The organism is Streptomyces sp. NPDC037083 (assembly GCF_055606485.1).
This window is the reverse complement of sequence record NZ_JBVJSQ010000013.1, coordinates 27,814-51,996: the sequence shown is the minus strand read 5'-3', so window position 1 is coordinate 51,996 and position 24,183 is coordinate 27,814. Positions and strand designations below refer to the sequence as shown.

The 24,183-nt window shown below is 73.2% G+C and carries 11 protein-coding genes; 6 read left to right on the top strand and 5 right to left on the bottom strand.

Annotation, left to right across the window (positions count from 1 at the left end; translation table 11 throughout):
* Positions 1–8 precede the first annotated feature (8 nt).
* The gene (locus tag ACZ7DE_RS30125; protein ID WP_470766648.1) at positions 9–503 is read right to left on the bottom strand and encodes a VOC family protein; all 495 of its coding nucleotides are present in this window, start codon (positions 501–503) and stop codon (positions 9–11) included.
* A gap of 163 nt (positions 504–666) precedes the next feature.
* Here ACZ7DE_RS30125 and ACZ7DE_RS30120 point away from each other — a divergent pair, with 163 nt between their 5' ends.
* The 4 genes from ACZ7DE_RS30120 to ACZ7DE_RS30105 all read left to right on the top strand — a co-directional run bounded on the left by ACZ7DE_RS30120 (position 667) and on the right by ACZ7DE_RS30105 (position 3,323).
* The gene (locus tag ACZ7DE_RS30120) at positions 667–1,008 is read left to right on the top strand and encodes a carotenoid oxygenase family protein (protein ID WP_470766646.1); all 342 of its coding nucleotides are present in this window, start codon (positions 667–669) and stop codon (positions 1,006–1,008) included.
* A gap of 354 nt (positions 1,009–1,362) precedes the next feature.
* A complete protein-coding gene (locus ACZ7DE_RS30115; protein ID WP_470766644.1) occupies positions 1,363–2,352 on the top strand; it encodes an aldo/keto reductase in 990 nt (329 codons plus the stop codon).
* Positions 2,353–2,478: 126 nt separating this feature from the next.
* Positions 2,479–2,895, top strand: a complete 417-nt coding sequence (locus tag ACZ7DE_RS30110) for an SRPBCC family protein (RefSeq protein ID WP_470766641.1) — start codon at positions 2,479–2,481, stop codon at positions 2,893–2,895.
* On the top strand, positions 2,895–3,323 hold the full coding sequence (locus tag ACZ7DE_RS30105) for a MarR family winged helix-turn-helix transcriptional regulator (protein ID WP_470766636.1): 429 nt from the start codon (positions 2,895–2,897) through the stop codon (positions 3,321–3,323). The genes ACZ7DE_RS30110 and ACZ7DE_RS30105 overlap by 1 nt, the downstream gene beginning before the upstream one ends.
* A gap of 124 nt (positions 3,324–3,447) precedes the next feature.
* Here the strand turns inward: ACZ7DE_RS30105 and ACZ7DE_RS30100 are convergent, their stop codons facing one another.
* Positions 3,448–3,918: a hypothetical protein gene (locus ACZ7DE_RS30100; RefSeq protein ID WP_470766633.1), complete on the bottom strand. Its 471-nt coding sequence runs from the start codon at positions 3,916–3,918 to the stop codon at positions 3,448–3,450.
* Positions 3,919–4,242: 324 nt separating this feature from the next.
* Here ACZ7DE_RS30100 and ACZ7DE_RS30095 point away from each other — a divergent pair, with 324 nt between their 5' ends.
* Entirely contained in the window at positions 4,243–7,353 is a 3,111-nt protein-coding gene (locus ACZ7DE_RS30095; protein ID WP_470766628.1) for an AfsR/SARP family transcriptional regulator, read from the top strand.
* A gap of 220 nt (positions 7,354–7,573) precedes the next feature.
* On the opposite strand, the gene ACZ7DE_RS30090 is transcribed toward ACZ7DE_RS30095, so the two are convergent.
* Together ACZ7DE_RS30090 and ACZ7DE_RS30085 are read right to left on the bottom strand one after the other, a co-directional pair.
* Complete coding sequence (locus ACZ7DE_RS30090; protein ID WP_470766626.1) at positions 7,574–9,592, bottom strand: eCIS core domain-containing protein; 2,019 nt, start codon at positions 9,590–9,592, stop codon at positions 7,574–7,576.
* 310 nt (positions 9,593–9,902) lie between these two features.
* Positions 9,903–10,307: an STAS domain-containing protein gene (locus ACZ7DE_RS30085; protein WP_470766624.1), complete on the bottom strand. Its 405-nt coding sequence runs from the start codon at positions 10,305–10,307 to the stop codon at positions 9,903–9,905.
* Positions 10,308–10,414: 107 nt separating this feature from the next.
* Between ACZ7DE_RS30085 and ACZ7DE_RS30080 the strand changes: the two genes are divergently transcribed.
* Positions 10,415–10,744, top strand: coding sequence for a helix-turn-helix transcriptional regulator (locus ACZ7DE_RS30080; protein WP_470766623.1), 330 nt, complete (start codon positions 10,415–10,417; stop codon positions 10,742–10,744).
* Between the two features lie 103 nt (positions 10,745–10,847).
* On the opposite strand, the gene ACZ7DE_RS30075 is transcribed toward ACZ7DE_RS30080, so the two are convergent.
* Entirely contained in the window at positions 10,848–23,903 is a 13,056-nt protein-coding gene (locus tag ACZ7DE_RS30075; protein ID WP_470766622.1) for an amino acid adenylation domain-containing protein, read from the bottom strand.
* Between the last annotated feature and the right edge of the window lie 280 nt (positions 23,904–24,183).

Here is a 24,183-nt window from a genome sequence, read left to right as displayed (position 1 = left end):
GCCGTGGATCACTGGACGGGCTGGTAGGCGGGGCCGCCCTCGGTCAGCAGCCGCTCGGCGTCGGCGAAGATCTCCTCGGGGGACTGGTCGAGGTTCAGGGTCTTGCGGAACGGCTGGCGCACGTCACGCTCGATGCGCAGGTAGACCTCGTTGCGGTTGCCCTCGGGGTCGAAGAAGTAGATCCCGATCGCGTTGCCGTGGGTGACCTCCTGCTGGACCTCGATGCCCTCGGCGCGGAACCGGTGGTGGAAGTCGATGATCGTCTCCAGGGAGTCCACCCGCCACGACACCTGGTGCGTCAGCTTGCTCCCCGCCGGGGCGGTCCGCCCCTCCTGGAGCACGAACTCGTGGTGCTCCTCGTTTGGGCGGGACGAGAGGAACACGATGCGGCGCTCCTCGTCCTCGTCGGTCACGGTCAGCCCCAGGACCCGGCTGTAGAAGTCGCGCATCTTCTCGAGGTCGTCGACCCAGAAGCCGGTGTGTCCGAGACCAGTGACGCTCATGTCGTCTCCTTATTCAGGACTGACCAGTTATTAGTCAGGACGGTAGCTACCTTGCGTTGGTGCGTCAATCGTTGCTTTGCCGCTGTCGGACCTCTTGACTGAGGGCGGGTGGGCGGTGCACCGTCCTGCTTAATGAAATGCCTGTCCGGCGATACGGGACACGATGGCGCGAGCGTCGCCCACTCGACGGCGTCCGCCGAGCACCACTGGAGGCATCCCTCATGACCGATCACGGCGCCGAGAGCCCAAGGCCCTCCCCGCACCTCTTCGTTCCCCTGAGCCGCGGCACGCTGGTGGCGGCCTGTCTCGCCATCTGCGTGGCTCAGATCGGTGGAACCGGGCCACCGGCCTCAGCGAACTCCTCGTCCACGACGCCGCCGACCTGCGCCGCACCCCGCTGGCCCGGGTCAAGCTCCCCAGCCGGGTGCCGTTCGGCTTCCACGGCAGCTGGGCCGACCACCGGACCCTGGACGGGGCCGTCGCGGCCTGCCGCAAGGGCGAGTGACCGCCGGCAGCGGTGACTTGACCTTCGTGCGGGCCCACCGCCCGGCCGACACGGCGCCCGGGCCTCGGCCTGGGAACCAGCGCCGTGATCCGTCCCCGGACGCGGCGGGGTCGTCGTCACGCATTGTGGAACGCATGGCCGCTCCGCCGCTCCGCCGCTCCGCCGCTCCGCCGCACAGCGGACTTGCGCTGGAGTGCGCTCCAGGTCGTAGCGTCGATTGCATCGCGGCGCACGAAGCCATGTCGCCCGGTGTCCCGCACGGGATGCCGGCGACGGCGTTCGTCATGAGACGGATGACGGGATTCGTGCGGTCCGAACGACGAACGAGCGTGCAGGGAAAGGCTGGGACACCACATGCAGAAGCGCAGTCTGCGGGACCTCCAGGTATCGGCCATCGGCCTGGGGTGTATGGGCATGTCCGCCTTCTACGGATCCACGGATCAGCAGGAGGGCATCGCCACCATCCGGCGGGCCCTCGACATCGGGGTGACCTTCCTCGACACCGCGCAGATGTACGGTCCGCTCACCAACGAGTCGCTCGTCGGCGAGGCGATCCAGGGGCATCGTGACGAGTACGTCATCGCGACGAAGTTCAACTACCGGATGGACGACGCCGTGCCGGGCGACATCAGCACGGTGGGCCCGCAGGACGGCTCGGCCGAGCACGTCCGCAGTTCCGTCCACGGCTCCCTGAAGCGTCTGGGGACCGACCACATCGACCTGTACTACCAGCACCGGGTCGACCCGAACGTGCCCATCGAGGAGACCGTCGGCGCGCTGGCCGAACTGGTCGCCGAGGGCAAGGTGCGGTACATCGGCCTGAGCGAGGCGAGCGCGGAGACCATCCGGCGCGCCCACGCCGTGCACCCGGTCACCGCGGTGCAGAGCGAGTACTCGCTGTGGTCGCGGGATGTGGAGGCCGAGGTGCTGCCCGCCTGCCGGGAGCTGGGCATCGGCTTCGTGCCGTACTCGCCGCTCGGGCGCGGCTTCCTCGCCGGGCGGTTCACCTCGACGGAGGAACTGGACGCGAACGACTGGCGCCGTGAGAACCCGCGCTTCAAGGACGCCAACCTGGAGGCGAACCAGCGGCTCGCGGCGAAGGTGAAGGAGATCGCCGCCGAGAAGGACGTGACCCCCGCCCAACTGGCCATCGCCTGGGTGCTGGCCCAGGGCGAGGACCTGGTGCCGATCCCGGGCACCAAGCGCCGCACGTACCTGGAGCAGAACGCCGCCGCTGTCGACATCGCACTGAGCGGGGAGGACCTGGCCCGTATCGACGCCGAGCTGCCCGAGGCGGCGGGCGAGCGGTACGACGAGGCGGGGATGCGCGCCATCAACCGCTAGTCGGTCGTGGCAGAGCTGCGTTGGCCGCCCGCCCCGAGGGGGAGGCGCGGCGGTCGGCGCCGCGCACTCGACAGATAGTCTCTGCGTAGATAATCTATGCACACATTATTCGTCGAGGAGGCCCGCATGTGGGAGTACGAGCACAGCATCGAGACCAGCGCCACCCCCGAGGCGATCTGGCGGCTCTGGGCCGATGTGCCGAGCTGGGGCACCTGGAACGCCGAGATCGAGAAGATCGAGATCAGCGGCCCGTTCGCGGAGGGCGCGCAGATCACGATGACGCCTCCCGGTGACGATCCGATCCTGCTGCGCGTCGCCGAGGTCGTCGCAGGCGAACGGTTCGTGGACGAGGCCCGCTTCGGTGACCTGCTGCTGCGCACCACCCACCGGATCGACCGGGTCGGCCAGGAGCGGATCCGCGTGGTGTACCGCATGGAGATCACCGGCGCCGGAGCGGACGAGATCGGTCCGCAGATCGGCCCGGGCATCACCGCCGACTGGCCCGACACCATGGCCTCGCTCGTCGGGACGGCCGTGCGCTGATGCCCCTCAGTCCCGGCGAGAGCCCCGGATTCCTGTTGTGGCATGCCACGCTGCGCTGGCAGCGCGACATCGCCACGGCCCTGGCCCCGCTCGATCTCACTCATGTGCAGTTCGTCCTGCTCGCCTGCACCTGGTGGCTCAACTCCCAGGGCGAGCAGCCGAACCAGCTGACCCTGGCCCGCCAGGCCGGCACCGACGTGAAGATGACCTCCCAGGTGTTGCGCACCCTGGAACACAAGGGCCTCGTCGAGCGCGAGGTCGACCCGGCCGACACCCGCGCCAAACGGCTACGCGTCACCGACGCCGGCGCCGACCTGGCGCCGCGTGCGATCGAGGCGGTTGAGCGCGTCGACGCGCTGTTCTTCCAGCCGGTCCCCGTCGAGGAGGCGGTGGCCCTGCTCGGCCGCCTCGCTCATCCCGAACCCTGACCCGCCCGGGCCGGCTCTCGCAGGCCACCGGCCCCCCGTCGGTCGGTGGTCTGCGAGGGCCGGCCGCGTGGGCGGGCCCTCGTGGGACGGCGGCGCAAGCGTGCCGCCGCCCCACGAGCCCGTGTCAGGCCTGGACCAGCACGGTGCACCAGACCTCGTTGTTGTCGCCGATGCCGCAGTCGGCGATCTCTCCGCTGCGGATCTTCGTCCAGACGCCCTTCGCCCGCCAGTGCCAGGTGCCGACCCGCGAGAACCGCTCGTGGTAGCCGTGGGAGGCGAACGTGAAGGCGTCGACGTCCTTGCCGGTGCCGTTGCCGCCCCGCGTGCCGTTGCCGAACGACTCCTGCTTGCACTTGGCGTGCTTGAACTCGCTCCCGGTGCCGCCGCCCCAGTTCCACACGTCGCAGTAGTGCGGGCCCTCGCCGAGACTCGTCGTGTAGTGCATCGTCTGGCCGGTCCGGTTCTTCACCGCGCCGCACAGGGGGCCGACGCACCCGTCCGCGGACGCGGTCGTCGCCCCCGCGACGACCACGCCGGACGCCATGAAGGCGGTGGCGACGACGGCGACGGCCGTCCGGTTGACTCGGGACATCATCGTGCGCATTGCAGTCCATTTCTCTGGTCACGTCTGCTCGGTCAGGCCTCACGCGCCCGTCGGCAGGCGCGTGGCGACGTCGCTCACCGAAAGCCCCGTACGAGCCGAGGCCGGCGCTCCCCACGGTCCGCAGGCCTGCCGCGATCCGCCTGACGGCATGTGAGGTGAGGATCTACGGTGAACCTTGCGAAAACCTTGTGACGGCCGTTGCTGAGGCGGCCCCGGAGCGAAGGACGGAGGGCCGTGTGGAATCCCGGCTCCGGCCGGCGGACGAAGACCCCGCCGCCGGACGGCCGTTCCACCGCCCCTCCTGCGTGAGGCGCGATGAACCTGCATCTGCTCGGACCCCTGGAACTGTGCGTCGCGGGGCGCGTGGTCGACGTCGGGCAGCCCCGTCGTCAAGCCGTCCTCGCAGCGCTGGCGGCCGACACCGGCCGGCCGGTCCCCGTGAACACCCTGGTGGACCGCGTCTGGGACACCGCCGCGCCCGACGGGGCCCGGTCGGTCCTGTACTCGCACATCAGCCGTCTGCGGCGGCTCCTTGACGACGCGACAGCTGCCCCGGGCGACGGCGAAGCCGAGACGGCCCCACCGTCCCTCCGTATCCGCCGGACGTCCGGCGGATACGTCCTGGACGCGGACGAACACGCCGTCGACCTGCTGCGATTCCGCTCGCTCGTCGTGCAGGGGCGTGAGCCGGACCTGTCCGACACCCGCCGCGCACACATCCTGGAGGAGGCTCTGCGGCTGTGGCGCGGGGCGCCGCTGGCGGGGCTGGCGGGAGCGTGGGCGGAGCGCACGCGCACCGCCTGGACACAGGAGCGCGTGGAGGCGGCGCTCGCCTGGGCCCGCGCCCTGCTGCGGCAGGAAAGACCCGAGGAAGTGCCCCCCGTCCTCCAGCCGTTGCTGGCCGAGCACCCGCTGTGCGAGCCGCTCGCCGTGGCGGTGATCCGGAGCCTGGCGGCCACCGGAAGAACGGCCGAGGCCATGCAGACGTACACCGGGATCCGCGACCGGCTGTGCTCCGAGCTGGACGTGACCCCGGGCCGGGAACTGCAGTCGGCGTACGAGGAGATGCTGCGCGGCGGCACCGGACGGGAGGAGCCGGCGAAGCCGGGACCCGCCCCTGCCGCCGCCGGAGCGCCCGCCCTGCCCCCTGCCCAGGTCCCCGCCCAACTCCCGATGGCAGTCAGTCACTTCAGCGGGCGGGAGGAGCAACTGGCGGAGCTCACACGGTACCTGGCCGCGACAGACGGTCGGGACGGGGGAGAGGGCGGGGCGGCGGTGGTCGTCTGCGCCGTCTCCGGCACTGCGGGCGTGGGCAAGACCGCGCTGGCCGTGCGCTGGGCGCACCAGGCACGCGAGGCTTTTCCCGACGGCCAGCTCTACGTCGATCTGCGCGGCTATGACCCGGACGAGCCGGTCTCCGCCGCCCAGGCCCTCGCTGGCTTCCTCACCGCCCTGGGCGTGCCCGGGCAGGAGATACCGCTGCGGCTCAACGACCGCGCGGCGCGCTACCGCACGGCGGTCGACGGACGGCGTCTGCTCGTCCTCCTCGACAACGCCGCCTCCGCGGCGCAGGTACGCCCGTTGTTGCCCGGCAGCCCCACGTGCAAGGTGGTGATCACGAGCCGGGACTCGCTGTCGTCCCTGGTGGCGGTGCACGGGGCGCACCGAGTGGTCCTGGACGTCCTCTCGCCGCACGAGGCGCTCGCCCTGCTGCGCTCCCTGACCGGGACACGCGTCGACATGGACCTCGACGCCGCCACCGCCCTGGCCGAGCAGTGCGGGTGGCTGCCCCTGGCGCTGCGGGTGGCGGCCGAACTGGTGCTGTCCCGTCCGTCGGATCCCCTGGCCCGCCTCGTGGAGGAACTGCGCGACCACCGGCGGCGTCTGGATCTGCTGGACAGCGGCGACGGGGATCCCCGGGCCGCCGTCCGGGCCGTCTTCTCCTGGTCCTACGACCGCCTTCCCGAGCAGGAGGCCCGCCTGTTCAGGCTGCTGGGCCTGCACCCGGGGCCCGACGTGGACGCGTACGCGGCCGCCGCCCTGGTCGGCGGGACCGTGGAGCGGACGCGGCGCTCCCTGGACGTCCTGTCCCGCGCGCACCTGGTGCACCGCAGTGGGCCCGGCCGCCACGGCATGCACGACCTGCTGCGCGCCTACGCCGCCGAGCTCGCGAACCGGCACGACGGGCCGGGTGAGCGTGACGCCGCCGTCACCCGTCTGCTCGACCACTGTCTGGCGGCGTCGGCGGCGGCCATGGACGTGCTGTACCCCGCCGAACGGCACCTGCGTCCCGACGTCGAGGTGCCCGCCACCGGTCTGCCGCCCCTGCGCACGGCCGACGAGTGCCGCGCGTGGCTGCGCGCCGCGCAGCCCACACTGGTGGCTCTGTGTTCCCGGACCGAGGAGCCCGGCCCGTCACGGCACACCGTGCGGATCGCCACCACGCTCCACCGCCACTACGAGCGGGCGGGGCACTTCGCCGACGCGCTGACCGTGCACACGCACGCCGTGCGGGCGGCCCGTGCGGTGGGGGACGTCCGCGGCGAGGTGGATGTCCTCGCCTGTGTCGGCGCGGTCCACCGGCGGCTCGGAGACTACGAGAGCGCCGACCGGCACCACGCGGACGCGCTGTCGCTGTGCCGCCGGGTCGGCTACCGGGCCGGCGAGGCACGACATCTCACCAATGTGGGTGTGCTGCACGAGTTGCAGGGCCGGTACCGGGAGGCCGCCGAGCACCACGAGAAGGCGGTCGAGCTGTTTCGCGCGGTGGGTGATGTCCACGGGGAGGCCGACGTGCTCAACAACCTCGGCATCGTTCAGGAGCTGCTGGAGGACTACCAGGCGTCGACCGAGCGGTATCAGCAGGCCTTGGCCCTGTATCGGCAGACGGGCCACACGTTCGGGGAGGCCAGCGCCCTCGGCAACCTGGGGATCGTCCTGGCGCGACTGGGCGACCACGAGGCAGCGGCCCGGCGCTTCGAGCAGGCGCTCGTCGCCTTCCGGCGGCTCGGACACACCGGGGGCGAGGCGCACGCCTTGTCCAACCTGGGGAACGCGCTGTGCCGCCAGGGCAGGTACGAGGAGGCCGCCGAGCATCAGCACCAGGCCCTGGTCCACTTCCGGCGGACCGGCGAACGCTACGGGGAGGCGGGCGCTCTCAACGGCCTCGGCGAGGCGCTGCACGGCGCCGGACGGCACGCCGAGGCCCTCGACGCCCACGCGTCGGCGCTGGAAGTGGCCCGTGGAATCGGCGAACAGGAGGAACAGGCCCGCGCCCACATCGGTGCGGCCCTGGTCCGGCAGGGCACGGGGGAGCGGGCGCACGCCGTCGAACACCTTCACCAGGCGCTGTCCCTGTACACCGCGCTGGGCTCGCCCCGCGCGGAGGAGGCCCGCCTGGCTCTCCTCTCGGTCACGGCCGGGTAGTTCGGCTGCGCCGAGCCGTCGCGTGGGTGGGCGGGGGGAGGCCGTCGCCGTGGAACCCCGGCCCTGGCCCGCAGCCCAGGCCCGGGAACTCGTCGCCCGGTGCTGGGCGGCTCTGCGCGACCGGGAAGGCGGCGAAGCCCGCCCCGTCCTCTTCCGTCTGTACGCCGGCATCGCCCGAGAGGCGGCGGACCGGGCCGCGGGCGACGGCCCGGCGGACGCCTCAGTAGTAGGAGTACCCGGCGCTCGCGCCCGGCATCGCCGGCTGGAGTGCGGGCGCGTAACCGTACGGAGCGCCGTACGCCGGGTCGCTCTGCCCGTCGCTCATGCGGTCGTCGTCCTGCTCGGCCTCGATCTCCTCGACGACCTGGCGCAGCTTGGCCCGCACCGTGTGGTGCAGGTAGGTGAACTCGAGCTCCGTGATCGTGCCGCGCTGACCGTCCATGATCTGCCGGTGGATCTCCCACGGGTTGGCCGCGTCCAGTTCGCCCCGCGGCACGAGCGAGATCCGGTAGCTGATGTACTGCGCCGCGTTCCACGGGCTGTCGGGGAGCGTCGGATGGGGCACGGGCGTGACGAGGGCCCGGACGCGGAGCTGGATCGAGTAGCCCAGGGTGCGCAACTGCCCGACGAACGGGCGCAGCGCGGTCTCCATGGCGAGCTGTTCGGTGTTGACCGCGTTGGTCCCGATCACCAGGTTGGCCGGGATGTCCGGCCCGCCGTCGCCGTCTCCGACCAGGTGGCACCATTCGTGCGAGGCGAGGCGCTCACCGGTGGAGCCCCCGCGCCCCTCGTTGCCCATCAGCTCGTTGGCCTGCCGGTTGCCCATGGCGCGGGCCGGGTCGCGGCGCGCGGTGCGGCGGTCCACCTGGTGCGGCGCCGAGAGCCCCTGGAACGCCTGCTGTTCGTAGCCCGTCACCGCGGATCCGGCGGCGACGGTGTTGTCGAACCGTTCCGCGCTGAGGTACCGGCGGTCGTTCTTCTGTGTGCCGTCCCTGCGCTGGAAGTGCGGGTCGACGGAACTCGGCGAGACGTAGAAGACGAACGGCTGGTCGGGGGCGGTCGGCAGGGGCGAGAAGTCGTCCACGTCGTCCCGGCTGAGACGGTCCTGCTCGGACAGCCCCCGGTCCGCGGCCTGTGCCTCGGCCTGGGCGGCGTCCCGGCGGTCGTGCAGGTTCCAGTACGCCGGGTTGGGCGCCCAGCGCTCCGCGAAGCGGTACGTACGGCCCGCCGACGCGCCGCCCTGCCGCATCTTCAGCGTCCGCCGCAGGACGCGGAACGGTTGGCTCGAGTCGATGAGGAGGCTGCTGGTCCGGCCCTGCGGGTCGTTGACCATCTCCACGCGGTAGACGAAGTCTCCCGACTGGTACTTCATCGGCCACGAGTCGCGCGGACCCGGGGCGCGGTGGGCCACGCTCGGCAGGGGCGAGTCCTCCATCCGCAGGATCTCGACGAAGCCCGGGCCCGCCGCCGTGTAGGCATGCGTGGGCTGGGGCGGCAGGCTGCCGTCCCGGCCGAAGGTCTCGGCCGGCACGTACAGGGCGGGCAGGTACTGCATCTGCTCACGCTGCCCGCTCGCCAGTTGGGCTCCGTGGTCGTCCGCACCCACGCGCCGGGACCGGCTGCCCGAGCCGCCGCTGTTCCACATGCGCTGCGCCACGACGGCGGTGCCCGTCGCGGTGTGGCCGTGGCCCGCGTGCCCCTCCGGCCCTTCGTGCGCGGGCGCGGCGTGGCCGGCCGGCAGGCTCAGCGCGCGCCCGGCGTTGGCTTCGGCCTCCCGCTCGAAGCGGTCGGACGGGTCGGAGACGCTGAGTCCGTCCCCGTGGTCGGTGCCGGCCACCGGTCCGCGGCGCTGCTGGATGACGTGGGTCAGTTCATGGGCGAGCGTGTGCCGGTCCCCGGCGCCGGCACCCAGGACGATGTGACGGCCCGAGGTGTAGGCCCGGGCGCCGATCTCGTCCGCCGACCGCTGGGCCGCGGCACCGGTGTGCAGGCGCACGTCCGAGAAGTCGGCCCCCAGCCGTGCCTCCATGTCGGCACGTGTTTCGGCGTCCAGCGGCCGCCCCGCTCCCGCCAGCACCTCGTGCACCGTGGAACGCTGCACCGCGGTCTTCGCGGCGGGCTCGTGCGCCGCGTCCGAGGACGGCGCGAGGGCTTCGCGCTCGCGTTCGTCCTGCAGCGTCCGCGCCACGGCCGCGTTGCCCGCCAACCGCTGCAACGTCAGTGCCCGCTGCGGCGACATGACGGAGAACCTGCCCGGCAATGCCGGAGAGCCGGCGGCTCGGCGGCCACGGTCCTGACCGCGTTCCCGGTCGGCCTCATGTCGCTGTGCGCGCACGGTCTCCCCTTCTCCCCACGAGAGCGATGAACTCTCCACCCTTCCGTACGCGAACTCCGTTGCCCATGCCCGCAAGGGCACACCTGGGGGCAACGTCGGTCCTGAGCCGGCGATGCGGAGAGGGGATGTCCGTGGCGCGGCAACGGTCCGCCGCATCGGCCGAGAGGGCCGTCGTCGCCGCGTCGCAGGGAGAGCTCAGGAGGAGGCGGAGGACTCAGGAGGCGGCGGCGTCGTCGATGGTGGCTCGGAACTCGAGGAGGCCGTCGACTCCGGTGATCTCACAGAGCCGCTGGAGCTGCGAGGAGGGCGCGACCACACGCAGGGTGCACCTCTGGTGGGTGAGGATCAGCAGGTTCAGGAGCGTCGAGTCCGCGAAGGTGACGCCCGAGGCGTCCAGGATCACCTTCGGATGCCTCCCGGCCGCGGTCTGCAGCGCGTGCTCCAGGGGCGGGATCGACTGCATGTCGAAGGCGCCGTGAGCGGCGACGACCCAGGCCCCGTCCCGCTCGTAGTGAAGAACCGCAGGCCCTTCAGAGGCATGCTCGGTGGCCTGTGGGGGCAACGGATTCCCGGCGGCGTTGCGCATGAGCGTCGGCATGACGGCCTTGTCCGAGGGCACCTTGGGGCTCCTTCTGTGCCTCTCCCTCGCGGGAGCATGTCATTCGTTACCTGAAAACTATGTCATGTATCTACGTTCAGGCAACGCTGCCGCATAAAATGCCGAGCATGGTTGGAGTGCCCGAATCACACACCGGATGGACGTTCATCACCAGCCACGCGCGCGTACTGGCGGCCATCGCTGACAACCCGAACATCCGCGTCCGCGACATCGCGGCCCGCTGTCGGCTCACGGAGCGCGCCGTCGCGCGGATCATCTCCGATCTCGAGCAGGACGGTTACCTCTCCCACACCCGCGACGGGCGCACGAACACCTACCGCATCGAGGCGGACAAGGTGCTGCGCCACCCGGCCGAGGCCGGCCTCCCCGTGGCCTCCCTGCTCTCCCTGCTCGTCCAGGACGAGACCGACCGCGCCAGGAAGCCGGTCGCTCAGTAACGGCCCAGGGCAAACAGGGGCCGCCGACGCCCTCTTCGCGCGCTCCGGGTGCCTGAGCGCCCGGCCGGGGCGATTCCGGCCGGGCGTCGGCCGCGAGAGGTTCTCAGCGCGATCGCCGGCGCCGGGACCGGGGCCGAGGCAGGGCGCTCAGGGCCTCCGGGGGGACGGCGTGGTCGAGGAGGTGCAGGGGGGCGGGACGGACTCCGGCGGCTTCGGCGGCGTCCCAGTGGGCGAGGGCCCGCGGGAGGTCGACGAGGCCGTGGATCAGGGGCAGTTCGCCGCCGCCGGAGTCGGGGTCGGAGTGGTGGGCGTGGAGGAGGGACTCCAGCCGGCAGGAGGCGAGGGTGCCGGGGAGGTGGAGCGTGAGGTGGTGCTGGGAGCGAGCGGTGGCATGGCCCGCGAGGGCGGCGGCCGGAAGGTCCGGTGACAGGTGTGTCTCGGTGGAGTCCAGGGCCAGGAGGCCACCTCCGACGATCAGCACGTCCTGCTGGTGACGCATGCGGTCCAGGGCTCGCGCGGTGTCGAAACAGTGCGGGAAGGAGTCGTCCACGACGATCGTGCCGGGCCGCAGCCGGTCGACGTCCATCAGGGGCGTCGTGCTGCCGCTGACCGCCGTGACGATGACGTCGGCCACCCCGTACACCTCGGTGGGGAGGTCCGTGACGTCCACCGACTCGACGACGTCCACGGGCATCGTGGGGTGCTCGGCCGAGAGTTCCGCGGCCAGGCCGTGGAGGCGGGGTGCGCTGCCGGGCACGTCGCAGAGCAGGAGACGGGCCGGCGGGCGGGGGCTGCGGGCGAGGAGCAGCCGCAGCGATGACGTGCCGATGGAACCGCAGCCGACGACGGCCAGGGTGAGTTCGGCCAGATCGCGGTCGGTCGCGGCGAGGGCGGCATGGACGGTCTTGACCACGGCGACGGTCGTGGCCGCGTGCCCGGTGGTGAGGGCCGGTGAGGTGTCTGCGGTCGTGCCGGCGGCGCTGGTCGCCGAGGTCTCGCGCAGGACGTCGTAGCCGTAGCCGGTCAGGGACGGGATCATGCCGGCCAGCGAGACACAACGGGCGCCGAGGGTAGCGGCGTGTTCGACGGCGTGCGAGGTGAGGGCGGCCAGGGTGGTCGGCTCCCCGGTGGGGAGCGGGCCGGTCAGTTCGTCGGCGAACAGCGGGAGCGAGACGAACCCGGATCTGCCCAGCGGACTCGTGACGCTCTCCAGAAGCCGGGCCTTGCCGTCCGGGAACAGCAGGGCGCGGATGTGTTCGCGGCTGGGGGCCGCGTGTGAGGGGAATCCGGCGAAGGCGGCCAGGTGGTGAGGGGCGGGGAGGTATCCGATGAGGGCGGCGTCGAGCTGCGTGGAGGACGGCGAGGAAGAGGAGGACGGCGAGTAGTGGGAGCAAGGCGAGGACAGAGGGGACGGAGGGGACGGTGAGGACGAGATGGAGTCGTCGTTGCGGTGGCGGGCTGCTTCTTCCAGCTCGTCTCTCACATCGGCCGCGAAGTCGGAGAGTTCGTCCGCAGTGAGGGCGGTCGACGACGCGCGGGCCGTCACGCGCAGGCCTTCGCCGTCCGGGGAGGGGCGTACGGCCAGGAAGACGTCGGTACCCACCGGTGGCGGGGCGAGCTCGGTGTCGGTGTCGTCGGCCTGGAGGGTCAGAGTGGCGTCGGGGGGCGGGCCGAGAGCGGTGAAGTCGAGGAACGTGAAGAAGAACTGGGCGCTACGGGGAAGGCCTTGGGGCGTCCGCAGGTCCAGGGGGGCGGTGGCGCGGGCCGCGATCGACTCCGTGGCGACCCGGCGGAGGTCCTCGTCGAAGGCGGGGACGGAGGCGGGGGAGGGGGCGAGGTCGGGGGCCGGGCCGGGGACTGGGACGAGGCCGGGGCGCAGGGCCACCGCCTCGCTGAACGGGCCGAAGACGCGATATGCGTCCCGCGCGGTCTCCTCCCTGCCGGTGACGGCCAGACCGAGGACCAGGTCGCGGTGGCCGGTGAGGGCGGCGAGGGCGCGGTAGTACGCGGTCAGGAACGGGGCGTGCAGTGTGGTGCCGCAGCTCCGGGCGAGGCCGCGCAGGGTGTGGGTGTGGTCGGCGCCGAGGGTGAAGGTCGTGGTGTGGAAACCGGGGGCGAGAGCGGAGGCACCGGAACGGGGTGTGCGCAGGACGGGTGGGGTGTAAGGGGCGTGGTGGCGGTCGCGGTACTCCTTGGTCTGCGGGTCCTCGGTCGGTGCGTCCGGGGTCCGCGAGCCCGGGGCCTGAGGGGCTGGTGCTGGAGGGTCCGAGGCTTCGGGGATGTTGGCGGGTCGGTGGTGAGCGGCCCGGTGGAGTACGTGGTCGCGGAAGGTGGCCTGCAGGGGCTCCAGACCGTGGGGGAGGCCGCGTTCGAAACGGCCGTACACGGTGAGGAGTTCGCGGGTGAGGAGCGCCGCGCTGTAGCCGTCGCCGATGAGGTGGTGGGCGTGGACGAGGAGGACGTGTTCGTCCGGCGCGACGGTGAGGAGACGCAGCCGCAACAGGGGCCACGCCCAGGGTTCGAAGCGGCGGCGGGCCTCCTCGGCCGCCCGTTCCTCCAGCAGTTCGGGGCCGGCCAGGGTCTCCGTCTCGACGGGGAGCCGTAGAGAGGCGGGGAGTTCCTGTTGCACGGGTGGGCGGGCGCCGGCCGGGAAGACCGTGCGGAGCATGGGATGCCGTGCCATGAGGACGTCGACCGCGCGTTGGAACAGGTCCGGGTCGAGGGGGCCGCGGATACGGAAACGGGCCAGCCAGGCGGGGTTGGCGCGGTGAGCACCGGTCGAACCGGGGGCGCCAGGTGTGCCGGAGGCGATGGCGTCGGCGAGGAGAAAGCCCTGTTGGGCGGGGGTGAGGGGGTAGGGGTCGAGGGGGCCGACGAGATCGAGGGCGGCCGCCGGTTCTTGGTGCCGACTCGCGGTCGGCTCGGCTGCGGCTGTGGCCGTAGCGGTGGTGGTGGCCATGGCCGTGGCCGTCACGGTGGCACCGGCGTCGGCGCCGGCCCTGGTGGCCGTGACGTCGATGGCCGCCGCCAGGGCGCTCAGTGTGCGGTGCGTGTAGAGAGCGGTCGGGCGGGGCAGCGCGGGGCGTTCGTGGCGCAGGCGGGAGAACAGTTCCAGCACGCTGATGGAGTCGCCGCCGAGTGCGAAGAAGTCGTCCTGGCCGCTGATGCCGGACTCCGGTACGTCCAGCAGCTCGGACCAGACGCGCGCCAGCAGGCGCTCGGTGGGCGTCGCGGGAGGCGTGGGCCGGGGTTCGCTGTCCCTGGGCTCGGTGCCCGTGGGTTCCTTCCGCGGCGTGAGCCGGTTGCGGTCGATCTTGCCTGTGCCGGTGAGCGGCAGGGCCGCCAGGGAGTGGATGCGGGCCGGGAGCATGTACGGGGGCAGAGTGCGCGAGAGGAAGGCGCGCACCTCGCGTGGGTCGAGGGTGTGCGCACCGGTCCTGGGCTCGACGTACGCCTCGAGCCGTCCCTCCAGCAGCAGTACGGCCGCGCGGGCCACGCCGGGGTGAGTGAGCAGGGCGGCCTCGACCTCGCCGAGTTCCACGCGGTGGCCGCGGACCTTGACCTGGTCGTCGAGCCGGCCCAGGAACTCCAGTACCCCTTCGGCAGTCCGGCGGACACGGTCGCCGCTGCGGTACCAGCGGCGGCCGTCCCGCTCGGTGAAGGCGGCGCTGGTGAGGTGAGGGTCGCCCAGGTAGCCGGGGGTGAGTCCGGTTCCGGCGATGAGGAGTTCGCCGGATTCGCCGGGGGCGCACTCCTGGCCGTCCTCGCCGATCACCGTCAGTTCGGTGCCGGCGATCGGGCGGCCGATGGGCAGGTGGCGCACGTCGTCGGCGGGCCGGGTGGCGATGATGTGGCAGGTGGCGTTGATGGTGGCCTCGGTGGGGCCGTAGAGGTTGGCGATCCGGTGACGGCGGGGGTGGTGGGGAGTGTGACCGGCGGGGGTGCCGAGGAGGTCGAACCAGCGGCGTACATGGGCGGCGGGCAGGGCTTCGCCGCCCACGTGGACCCAGCGCAGGGCCGAGAGGTCGGGGGCCACACCGTTTTGGCGGGTGCGTTCCTCGGCGGCGGTCAGCAGGCGTTCCCACAGCGTCGGGACCGAACTCCACACCGTGATGCGGTCCGCGACGACGCGGTCGAGCAGCGCCTCGGGGTCGCGCAGCAGGTCGCGCGAGAGGGCGTGCACCGTGGCGCCGCACAGGAGCGGGGCCAGCAACTGCCGTACGGAGGCGTCGAAACAGACCGAGGCGGTCTGGGCGAGCCGGTCGCCCGGACCGTAGCCGAAGGTGGCCAGCGACCAGTCGAGGTAGTTCGTCATCGACCGGTGGGTGATGGGTACGGCCTTGGGCCGGCCCGTCGAGCCGGAGGTGAAGATGACGTAGGCGATGGCCTCGGGGCCGGGGTCGCTGTCTCCCGGGGCCGCGACCGTCGCGGTGTCGCCGGAAACGGCAGTGCTGACCGGGGTGACGCCGTCCAGGCCGGTCGCGGCTTCGTGGCTCGTCGCATCGCAGACCAGTACGCGCACTCCCGTGCGGGCCAGCTGGTCCCGGTGCCGGGCGGCGGGGTGGGTGGCGTCCAGCGGCACCCATCCGCCGCCCGCCCGCAGGATGCCCACGACTGCGGTCACCGTGTCCGTGCCGCCCGGTTCGGTGAGCAGTCCGACCAGGTCGCCGGGGCGCACACCCTGGGCGCGCAGCCGGGCGGCGAGGGCGGCGGACGCTTTGTCGAGCGCGGCGTAGGTGAGTGCGGCCCGGCCGCCGGTGGCGACGGCGATGGATTCGGGCGTGGCGCGGAACTGGGCGCACAGGCGGGCCACGATCCCGCCGCCGTCCGCGCCGTTCACGCCCTCCGTGCTGTCCGCGCCGTCCGCGCTGTTCACGCCGTCCTCACAGTCCTCACCGTCCGCGCCGTTCGAGACGGACACCGGGGTGGTGGAGGCGCGCGCTGCGGAGACCGCGGAGACCCGGGAGACCGCGAAGACCGGGGAGACCGCGGAGACCGGCGTGGCTGACGGGTCGGCTACGGCGGCGCGCAGTTCGGTCACGTACTCGTCGGCGAGACGGCGCACGGTCTCGGGGCGAAACAGGCGGGCCGGGTAGTTCCACGACAGGCGCAGGGCGGCGTCGGCCTCCCAGCACAGCAGGCCGAGCCGGGTGGCGGCGGACGCCGTGGCCGCGGCCGTGGGCGTGACGGTGACCGGCCAGTCGGGGCCGTGGACCACTGGGAAGCGGGCGAAACTGAACCCCGCCTCGGCCACGGTGCGCGGCGCCGGGCCTGTGGCGGGCCGCAGTTCGGACAGCAGACGGGCGAAGTCCGTGCTGCTCAGGGTTGCGTGGGCCTCGGCCTCCCGCCAGATCCGCCGTAGCCGGTCGGCGAGCGTGGTGACCGGTTCGCCGGGGTCGACGTCCACGAACACCGGCAGCGTGTCGGCCAGCGGCCCCACCAGACGGTCGATGCCGACGAGCGGTGACTCCCGCCGGGCCCGCGCCACGTTGACCGCGACGGTTCGTCGCCCGCTCCACCGGGCCAGACAACGGCCGTACACCGCCAGCAGCAGGTGGAACAACGACACCCCGTTCCGCGCCGCCGTCTCGCGGAGTGCTGAGGTCAGTTCTTCGTCGATGCCGGTGCGGTGGTGGGTGAGGGGCGGAGCGGGGGGTGCTTCGGGATCGCCGTCGTACGGTAGGGAGAGGGGTGTCGCCGTGGTGGCGGGGGTGTGCTCGGCGAGGCGGTCGCGCCAGTACCGCTGGTCCTGTGCGTACGCCGGGGACCGGCGCTCGGCGGTGACGGCGGCCACATAGTCGGCGAACTCGGCCTGGGGAGCGGGCAGTGCGCCGCTCCTCTCGAATGGGTCCGCGTCCCCCTCCTCGTCGCCCCGCGCGAGGGCCGTATACAGGGACCAGAGCTCCTCGGCGAGGAGTTTGAGGCTGAAGCCGTCGGCGGCGGAGTGGTGGACGACCAGGAGCAGGTGGGAGAGGTCCGTGTCGTCACCGTCGTGGACGAGGACGGCTCGGACCGGGTCCTCCGTCGTCAGGTCGAACGGGCGGTTGCACAGCGTCTGTTCCAGCTGTGCCAGGTCGTGCGCCTGCCGCACCTCGTACCAGCGGGGCGCCGTGTCCACGGGCCCGGCGGGTGCGGCGTACTGCTGCGGGCGGGCGGAGGTGTCGGTGATCCGCATCCGCAGCATGGGGTGGCGGGCGGCGAGGCGGGCGAGTGCGAGACCGAGGAGGTCGGTGTCGAGTGGCCCGGTGACGCTCTGGCGTACGTAGCCGAAGGCGGTGGTGCCCTCGTGGAGGGTCTCGGTGGTGTGGAAGGCGAGCTGGAGAGGGGTGAGGGGGAAGGGAGTAAGGGGGAGTGGGCGACGGTCGTCGGCCGTCGTCGTGGTCCTCGCCGTCGTCGGGCCGGCCGGGGACGGGGTGGGGTTCGGCGTCGTCGGCTCGGTGGTCGCCAGGTGGGTGGCCAGTTCGCCGATCGTGCGGTGCTCGAAGAAGAGGGTGGCCGGGAGGGGGCGGCCGAGTTCGCGTTCCAGGCGGCGGGCGAGGTCGACGGCGCTGAGCGAGTCCAGGCCGAGGGCGAGGAACTGTTCGTCGTCGCCGATGTCCTGAGGGGAGCGGTGCAGGGCGTCGGCCAGGAGGCCGCGTATGACCTCGGTGATCGGGGACGGAGCCGTGGCGACGCGTTGGGCGGCGGCGGTGCGTTGGGCGGTCGCGTCGTCGGTCGCGTCGTCGGTGGGGGCCCGGTCGATGTGGGCGGGCGGCTCGTTCGCGTCGCCGCGTCGGCCGGCGGTGTGGGGCCGGGCCGTGGTGAAGCCCGCCTCCGCGGGTGCGGGTGCGGGTGCGGGGTCCGTGACGCTCACGCCCGTCACCAGGACGTGCGCCGCGTCCAGGCCGACCGCCGTGTGCAGGCCCGCCAAAGCGGCCTCCACGGTCATGGGGGCGGCCGTGGCGTGTGCGGGCCCGGGTGACCGGAGCCGGCTCTGCGTGCCTGGGCCGCTCGCCAATCCCGTGTCGGTGACGGGGCCGAACGCGATCGTCTGCCAGGGCCGGCCGGCCGCGCGTTCGGCGGTGGCGAAGGCGTCGAGGAAGGAGTTGGCGGCGGCATAGTCGCCGAGGGCGCCGGCGAGGCCGGGCAGTACGGCGGAGACGGACGAGAAGGCCAGGCAGACGGCGTCCTGTCGGCCGTGCCTGCGCAGGGCCTCGGCGAGCAGTGCGGTGCCGCGCACCTTCGCGGCGAGCACGGCCTCGATCTCGTCGTCCGACTTGGCGCGCAGACTGCCGGGTCGGGCCGTGCCGGCCGCGTGGAACACCGCGGTCAACGGTGGCAGGCCGGCGATGAGTTCGTCGACGTCGTCCGCGTCGCCGACGTCCGCAGCCTGGTAGCGGGCGTGGGCGCCGAGGGCGCGTAGTTCGGTGAGCAGCGCGCGCGGCGGGGTCGGGGTCCGGCCGGTGAGGACGAGGGTCGGGGCGCCGCGTTGTGCGAGGTCACGGGCGAGCGCGGAGCCGAGGCCGCCTGCGCCGCCGGTGATCAGGTAGGTGCCGTCCGGGGGCAGTGCCGTCGCGGGGGCCGGCGGGGCAGGGGCTGCGGCCGCAGGCGTACGGGCGAGTCGGCGGCCCGTCCTCCAGGCGACGGTGCCGCCCGCACCCGCACCCGCGCCGGCGCCGGGGGCGGGGACCATGGTGTGCAACTCGGCGTCCACGTAAGAGAGTTGCGCGTCGAGCGGATCCTGGGAGGACAGGTCGACGCTCAGGGACGAGAGTCCCGGGAGTTCCTCGGGCAGGGCCAGGGCGAAACCGTGCAGAAGGGCTTGGGCGGGGCGGGTGCGGACGGAGGTGTCGCCGCTGCCGGTGCTGTAAGCGTTCTCCGTGACCAACAGCAGGCGGGTGGGCGTCGTGCCGAGCGCCGACAGCACCTCGCGCAGAGCGGAGACGGCGGCGCCGGTGTCCGGCTCCGGTCCGGCGGTGTCGTCGGCGAACCACAGCACCGCCTCCGGAGCGGCCGTCCTCTCGGCTTCCTCGGGGGCTTCATTCCCTGCGGGTACGGGTGCTTGGGTCGGCGCCGGGTGCGATTGAGGCTCTGTCACTCCGCGCAGCTCCGTCATTCCGCGCAGCACCGTCACTCCGCGCTCGGCGAGCCGGTCGGCGACCGATCGCCGCAGCGGTGTGTCGGCGCCGGTCAGCCGTACGACACGGGGGCTGGGGCCTGCGGTGAGTGGGGCGTCGCGCCAGAGGAGGGGCTGCGGGACGGGTATGCCGTCGGACGAGGGAAGCGCGGTGGGCGGTGTCGTTGCCGTACAGGGCCGGGGTGCCGTGTCGAGTCCGTCCGGCCAGTGGTGGCCGCGCTGGAAGGGGTACGTCGGGACGGGGACCCGTCGGCGCACCGTGCCGCGCGCCGGGGACGACGGGGACAGCGGGGCCCCACGGGTCCAGAGTTGGCCCACCGTCCGGAGCAGGGCCGCAGCTCCCGCTGCCTCACCGGAGGGAAGCGCGGGCAGGACCGCCACGTCGGAGGGCACGACCCCGGAACGCGCGGCGGCGACCGCGTGGATCGGGCCCGCGAGAGAGGCGTCGGGGCCGAGTTCGACGAACGTGTCGTACCCCTCGTCGAGGAGCCGGGAGACGCCCGCGCCGAAGCGGACGGGGCGGATCACGTGGTCGCGCCAGTAGCCGGAACCGGGGGTGAGGTCGGGGCCCCACCTGCCGGTGACCGTGCTCAGCATCGGGAGGCCGGCCGGGTGGACCGTCAGGGCCTTCGCCGCGTTGTGCACGGAGCCGAGAACGGGGCTCAGCATGGGGGAGTGGAAGGCGTGCGAGACGCGCAGGCGGCGGGCGGCCACGCCACGGGCGGTAAGGGCCGCGACCGCCCGGTCGACGCTCTCCGCCTCGCCCGCCAGCACCACCTGGGTGGGTGAGTTGACGGCGGCGACCCAGAGCGTGCCGTCGGACGCGTCGACCACGCCGGCGACGGTGTCCTCGTCGCCCCGTACGGCCGCCATGGCGCCCGGCGCGGCCAGCTCGCCCATCAGGCGCCCGCGTTCGGCGGCGAAACCGACCGCCTCGGCCGGCGCGAGGGCGCCGGCGACGCACGCGGCCGTGATCTCGCCGACGCTGTGGCCCACGACGGCGTCGGGCGCCACGCCCCACGCGGCCAGTTGGCCGGCCAATGCCACTCCGAACGCGACCAGCAGTGGCTGGGTCACCTCTGTGCGGGCCAGGGCCGCGGGGTCGGCGTCCTCGTCCAGGCACCAGGCGGCCAGGCTACGGCCGAGAACCGGCCCGGTGAGGGACGAGGCCTCCTCCAGGACGTCACGGAACACAGGCGCCGAACGGTACAACTCCCGCCCGAGACCCGGTCGTTGGGCACCCTGGCCGGGAAGGACGAACACCGTGCGCGGACGGGTCCGCACGGGCTTCATCGCCATCGCCGCGCTCGCGGAACCCAGCCGCCCGCCCACTCCTACGGCTTCGCCCACTGCGGTGGTTCCGCTCTCTTCCGCCGCGCCCTCCTTCTCCGCTTGCTCAAGCTGCTCCGCGATGTCCCCCTGTGCCACCACGGCCAGCCGGTACGGCCCCTCGTCCCGGGCGGAGTTGACGGTGGCGCACACGTCCCCCTCGTCCAGTTCGGGGTGGGCCCGCAGATGCGCGGCCAACTCCGCGGCGGCGACGCGCAGTGCGCCCCCGGTGCGGGCGGACAGCGTCAGCAGGTGCGGGCCGCTGGTGGACCGCGCCGTCGCGGCCGGGTCGGCGTCCGCCGCCCTCGCCCTGCCCTTCGGAGCCTCTTCCAGGACCGCGTGCGCGTTGGTGCCGCCGAAGCCGAAGGAGTTGACGCCCGCGATCAGTGGCCGGCCCTCAGCGCTCGTCCACTCCTCGTGCCCGGTGACCAGACGGAAGCCGGGGGCGGTGTGCGCGAGGAAGGGGGCGGGTGTGTCGGCGTGCGGGGTCGGCGGGAGCCGGCGGTGGGTGAGGGCGAGGACGACCTTGACGAGGGCGGGCATGCCGGCCGAGTTGAGGAGGTGCCCGACGTTCGCCTTGACCGACCCGAGCCCTCGCCGGACGCCGTCGGCGCGGGGAGGGAAGGCCTGGCCGAGCGACTGCGCCTCGACGGGGTCGCCGATCGGCGTTCCCGTGCCGTGCGCCTCGACGTACGACACGTCGGCCGGGTCGATGCCGCACTCCTCGTAGGCACGGGCGATCACCTCGCGCTGGCCGCGTGGCGTGGGGGCGAGGAGGCCGAGCGAGCGGCCGTCGTTGTTCACCGCCGTACCGCGGACGAGGGCGAGGACCGGGTCGTCGGCGGCGTGGGCGTCGTCGAGGCGTGCCAGGACGATCGCCGCGCCGCCTTCTCCCGGTACGAATCCGTCCGCGTCGGCGGCGAACGCGCGGCACCGGCCGGTCGGCGACAGCGCGCCCGTCGCTTCGAGGAGGCGGTGGCCGGTCGGGGTCAGGCCCAGGTTGACGCCGCCGACCACCGCGAGGTCGCACTCGTCGGCCAGCAGGCTGCGCCGGGCCAGGTGCAGGGCGACCAGCGCGGAAGAGCAGGCCGTGTCGACGGCCAGGGCGGGGCCGTTCAGGTCGAGCAGCTGGGAGACGCGGGCTGCGATCAGGTTGGGTAGGTTGCCGGTGAGGGCGGCCGGGTGACGGGCGAGGTCCCCTTCGGCGGCCTCGGCCAGCACCTCGCGGTATCCGCTGTCGCCGGTCGCCGCGAAGATCCCGATCCTGCGGCCGGTCCGCCGGGGTCCCGCGTATCCGGCACGTTCCAGCGCCTCGTGGGCCAGTTCCAGGAAGATCCGGGCCTGCGGGTCGGTCGCCCGGGCCTCCGCTTCGTCCATTCCGAAGAACTCGGCGTCGAAGGCAGCGGGGTCGGGGAGGAAGAAACCCGAGCGGGGCGTCGGGCGGGGCCCCTCGTTCCTGAGCCGGCCCTCGGGTGTCTCGCCGACCGTCTCACCGCCTGCTGTCAGCAACGCCCAGAAGGCCTCGGGCGTGTCGCCGCCGGGGAACCGACAGGCTGCGGAGAGAACAGCGAGGGCCCCGTCATCGGCACCGGGCCCGGCATGCGCCGCAGGCCCTTCCGTGGTGCGGGGAATCGGGTGATCGGCGACGCCATGTCCGCCGTCGCGAGTGGACGGTTCTCCCCGAGCCGTGAGGCGCCCGTCCGCGTCCGATTCGGTCTCCGACCCTGCCTCGGACTCGGCGTCCGCCAGCAGGGCGAGGACGTGCCCGGCCAGCCCCGCCACCGTGTCGTGGTCCCGCAGCGCACCCGGCTCCACGTTCAAGGAGAATGTGTCCTCCAGCCCGGCGAGCACGGCCATCGCCTTGAGCGAGGAGCCGCCGAGGTCGAAGAACCGTTCGTGGAGGCCGACTTCGGACGCGGGCAGCTCCAGCACACGCGCCCAGACTTCCCGCACCGACTCCTGGACCTCGCGCAGGGACCGTGGAGCGATCACACCCGCCCCGGCCGTCCGGCCGGTCACCGCGGCCGCCGTGCCGACCCAGCGGCTCTCCATCGCCGCGTACGCCCCGCTCTCGAAGCGTGTCCGCAGCACACTCCGGCGCAGTTTCCCGCTGGTGGTACGGGGGAACGCCCCCGGCGGCACCGGCAGCACCCGTACGTCGTCGTGGCCGAGGGCCTCGCGCAGCCGACCGGCGGCGGCGCGGAGCACCGGTGCGGCGGCGGACGGCTCGGGCCTGGCCCACTGCACGAACGCGACGACCCGTTCGCCCCCGTCGTCCGGATCCGTGGACCCCACGACCGCCACGGCCCCCGGCGGCAGGCCGGGCGTCGCGGCGACCGTCTGTTCCAGGTCGGACGCGTGGAACGTACGGCCGTTGACGAACACCACGTCCTTGTCGCGTCCCGTGACGCACAGCCGCCCGTCCCGCAGGAAGCCGAGGTCACCGGTACGCAGCCAGCCGTCACCGCCGAACGCCTCCGTGCTCGCCTCGGGCGACCGGTGGTACCCGCGCCCCAACTGCGGCCCCCGCACCTCCACCTGCCCGACCCGCAACTCCTCCGAGAACGCGCCGGATTCGCCGGTGATTCGGACCTCGCAGCCGTCCACCGGACGACCCAGGTCCATCAACTCCACGGTGTGCGGCCCCACTTCACTCTCCACCACCCGGCCCCGGCTGAGCGCCGCGCGGTCCAGGACGAGCGGCGTGGCGGTCTCGCCGAGCGGTGGCACGGTCACCGCGAGGGTGGCCTCGGCCAGGCCGTACACCGGCAGCAGGGCACGTGGATCCAGCCCCGCCGGAGCCGTGCGGGCCGTGAACTCCCGCCAGACGCGCGGTGCGATGGGTTCGGCGCCTACGAGCATCAGACGTACACAGCCGAGGTCGAGACCGGCGAGGGCGGTCGCCGGGACGCGGCGCACCGCGAGGGCGAGGGCGAAGTTCGCGGCCGACAGGAGCGTCGCGCGGTGGCGGGCGACGGCCTCGAACCACAGGGCGGGCCGCTTGGCGAAGGACAGCGGCTCGATCCGTATCTGCTTCAGGCGCGCGGCCATGGGGACGAGATGGGTGCCGATGAGCCCCATGTCGTGGAAGTACGGCATCCAGGTCGCGATCACGTCGTCCGGGGTGATCGCCATCGCGGCACGGATCTGGTGGAGGTTGGCGAGGATCGCGGCGTGGGTCAGTTCCACGCCCTTCGGGGCGCCGGTGCTGCCGGAGGAGAACTGGAGGAAGGCGACGTCGTGCGGGGCGGGGCGGTGCAGGGGCTGCAGCGGGCGGCCGCGACGGAGTTCGTCCAGCTTCAACACCGTTATTCCGCTGCCGGGTTGGCCGTGCGGCCCGTCGCTCGTCCCGGTGACGACGGCGGTCGTCGACTCGTCCACCACCACGGGTGGCCTGCCGAGGAGTTCCCACACCGGGCCGATCCGGCGCGGCTCCGGGGCGAGCGGGACGGGTACGGCCCCTGCCGCCAGCGCACCCCAGAACATCGGCTGGAAGGCGTCCCCCCGGTCGGCGACCAGGGGGAGCGGCGTGCCCGGTTCCACGCCCGCCGCCACGAGCCCGCCCGCCACGCACAGTGCGTCGTCGCGGAGTTGGGCGAAGGTGACCGTGTGTTCGGTGCCGTCCCCCCGGACGTGCACGACGGTCTGGCCGGGGGCCTCCTGCGCCGCTCCGAGCAGCACGTCGAGCAGCGTCGACGCGGATCCGCCGTTCACACGTTCATTCGATCTCTCCACCTTGCGGACCCTACAAGTCGGGTGGCGGGCACGAGTCACGCAGTGCCGGCAGTTTCCCGGCCCGTGGCGCGGCGGTGCCCCCCGGTCGGCGGGTGAGGGGTCGGGGTGTGGCTGGGGTCCGGTGGATGGAGGTGCAGGTTCCGCTGCTTCACCGGGCCCCAGCCATGAGGTCTGCTGCCCGGTGAAGGTGGCGGTTACACCGATTGCCGCAAGCGATGTTCCGAGGCGGGACATGCCTGTGGGCCCCGGGTGTTCCCGG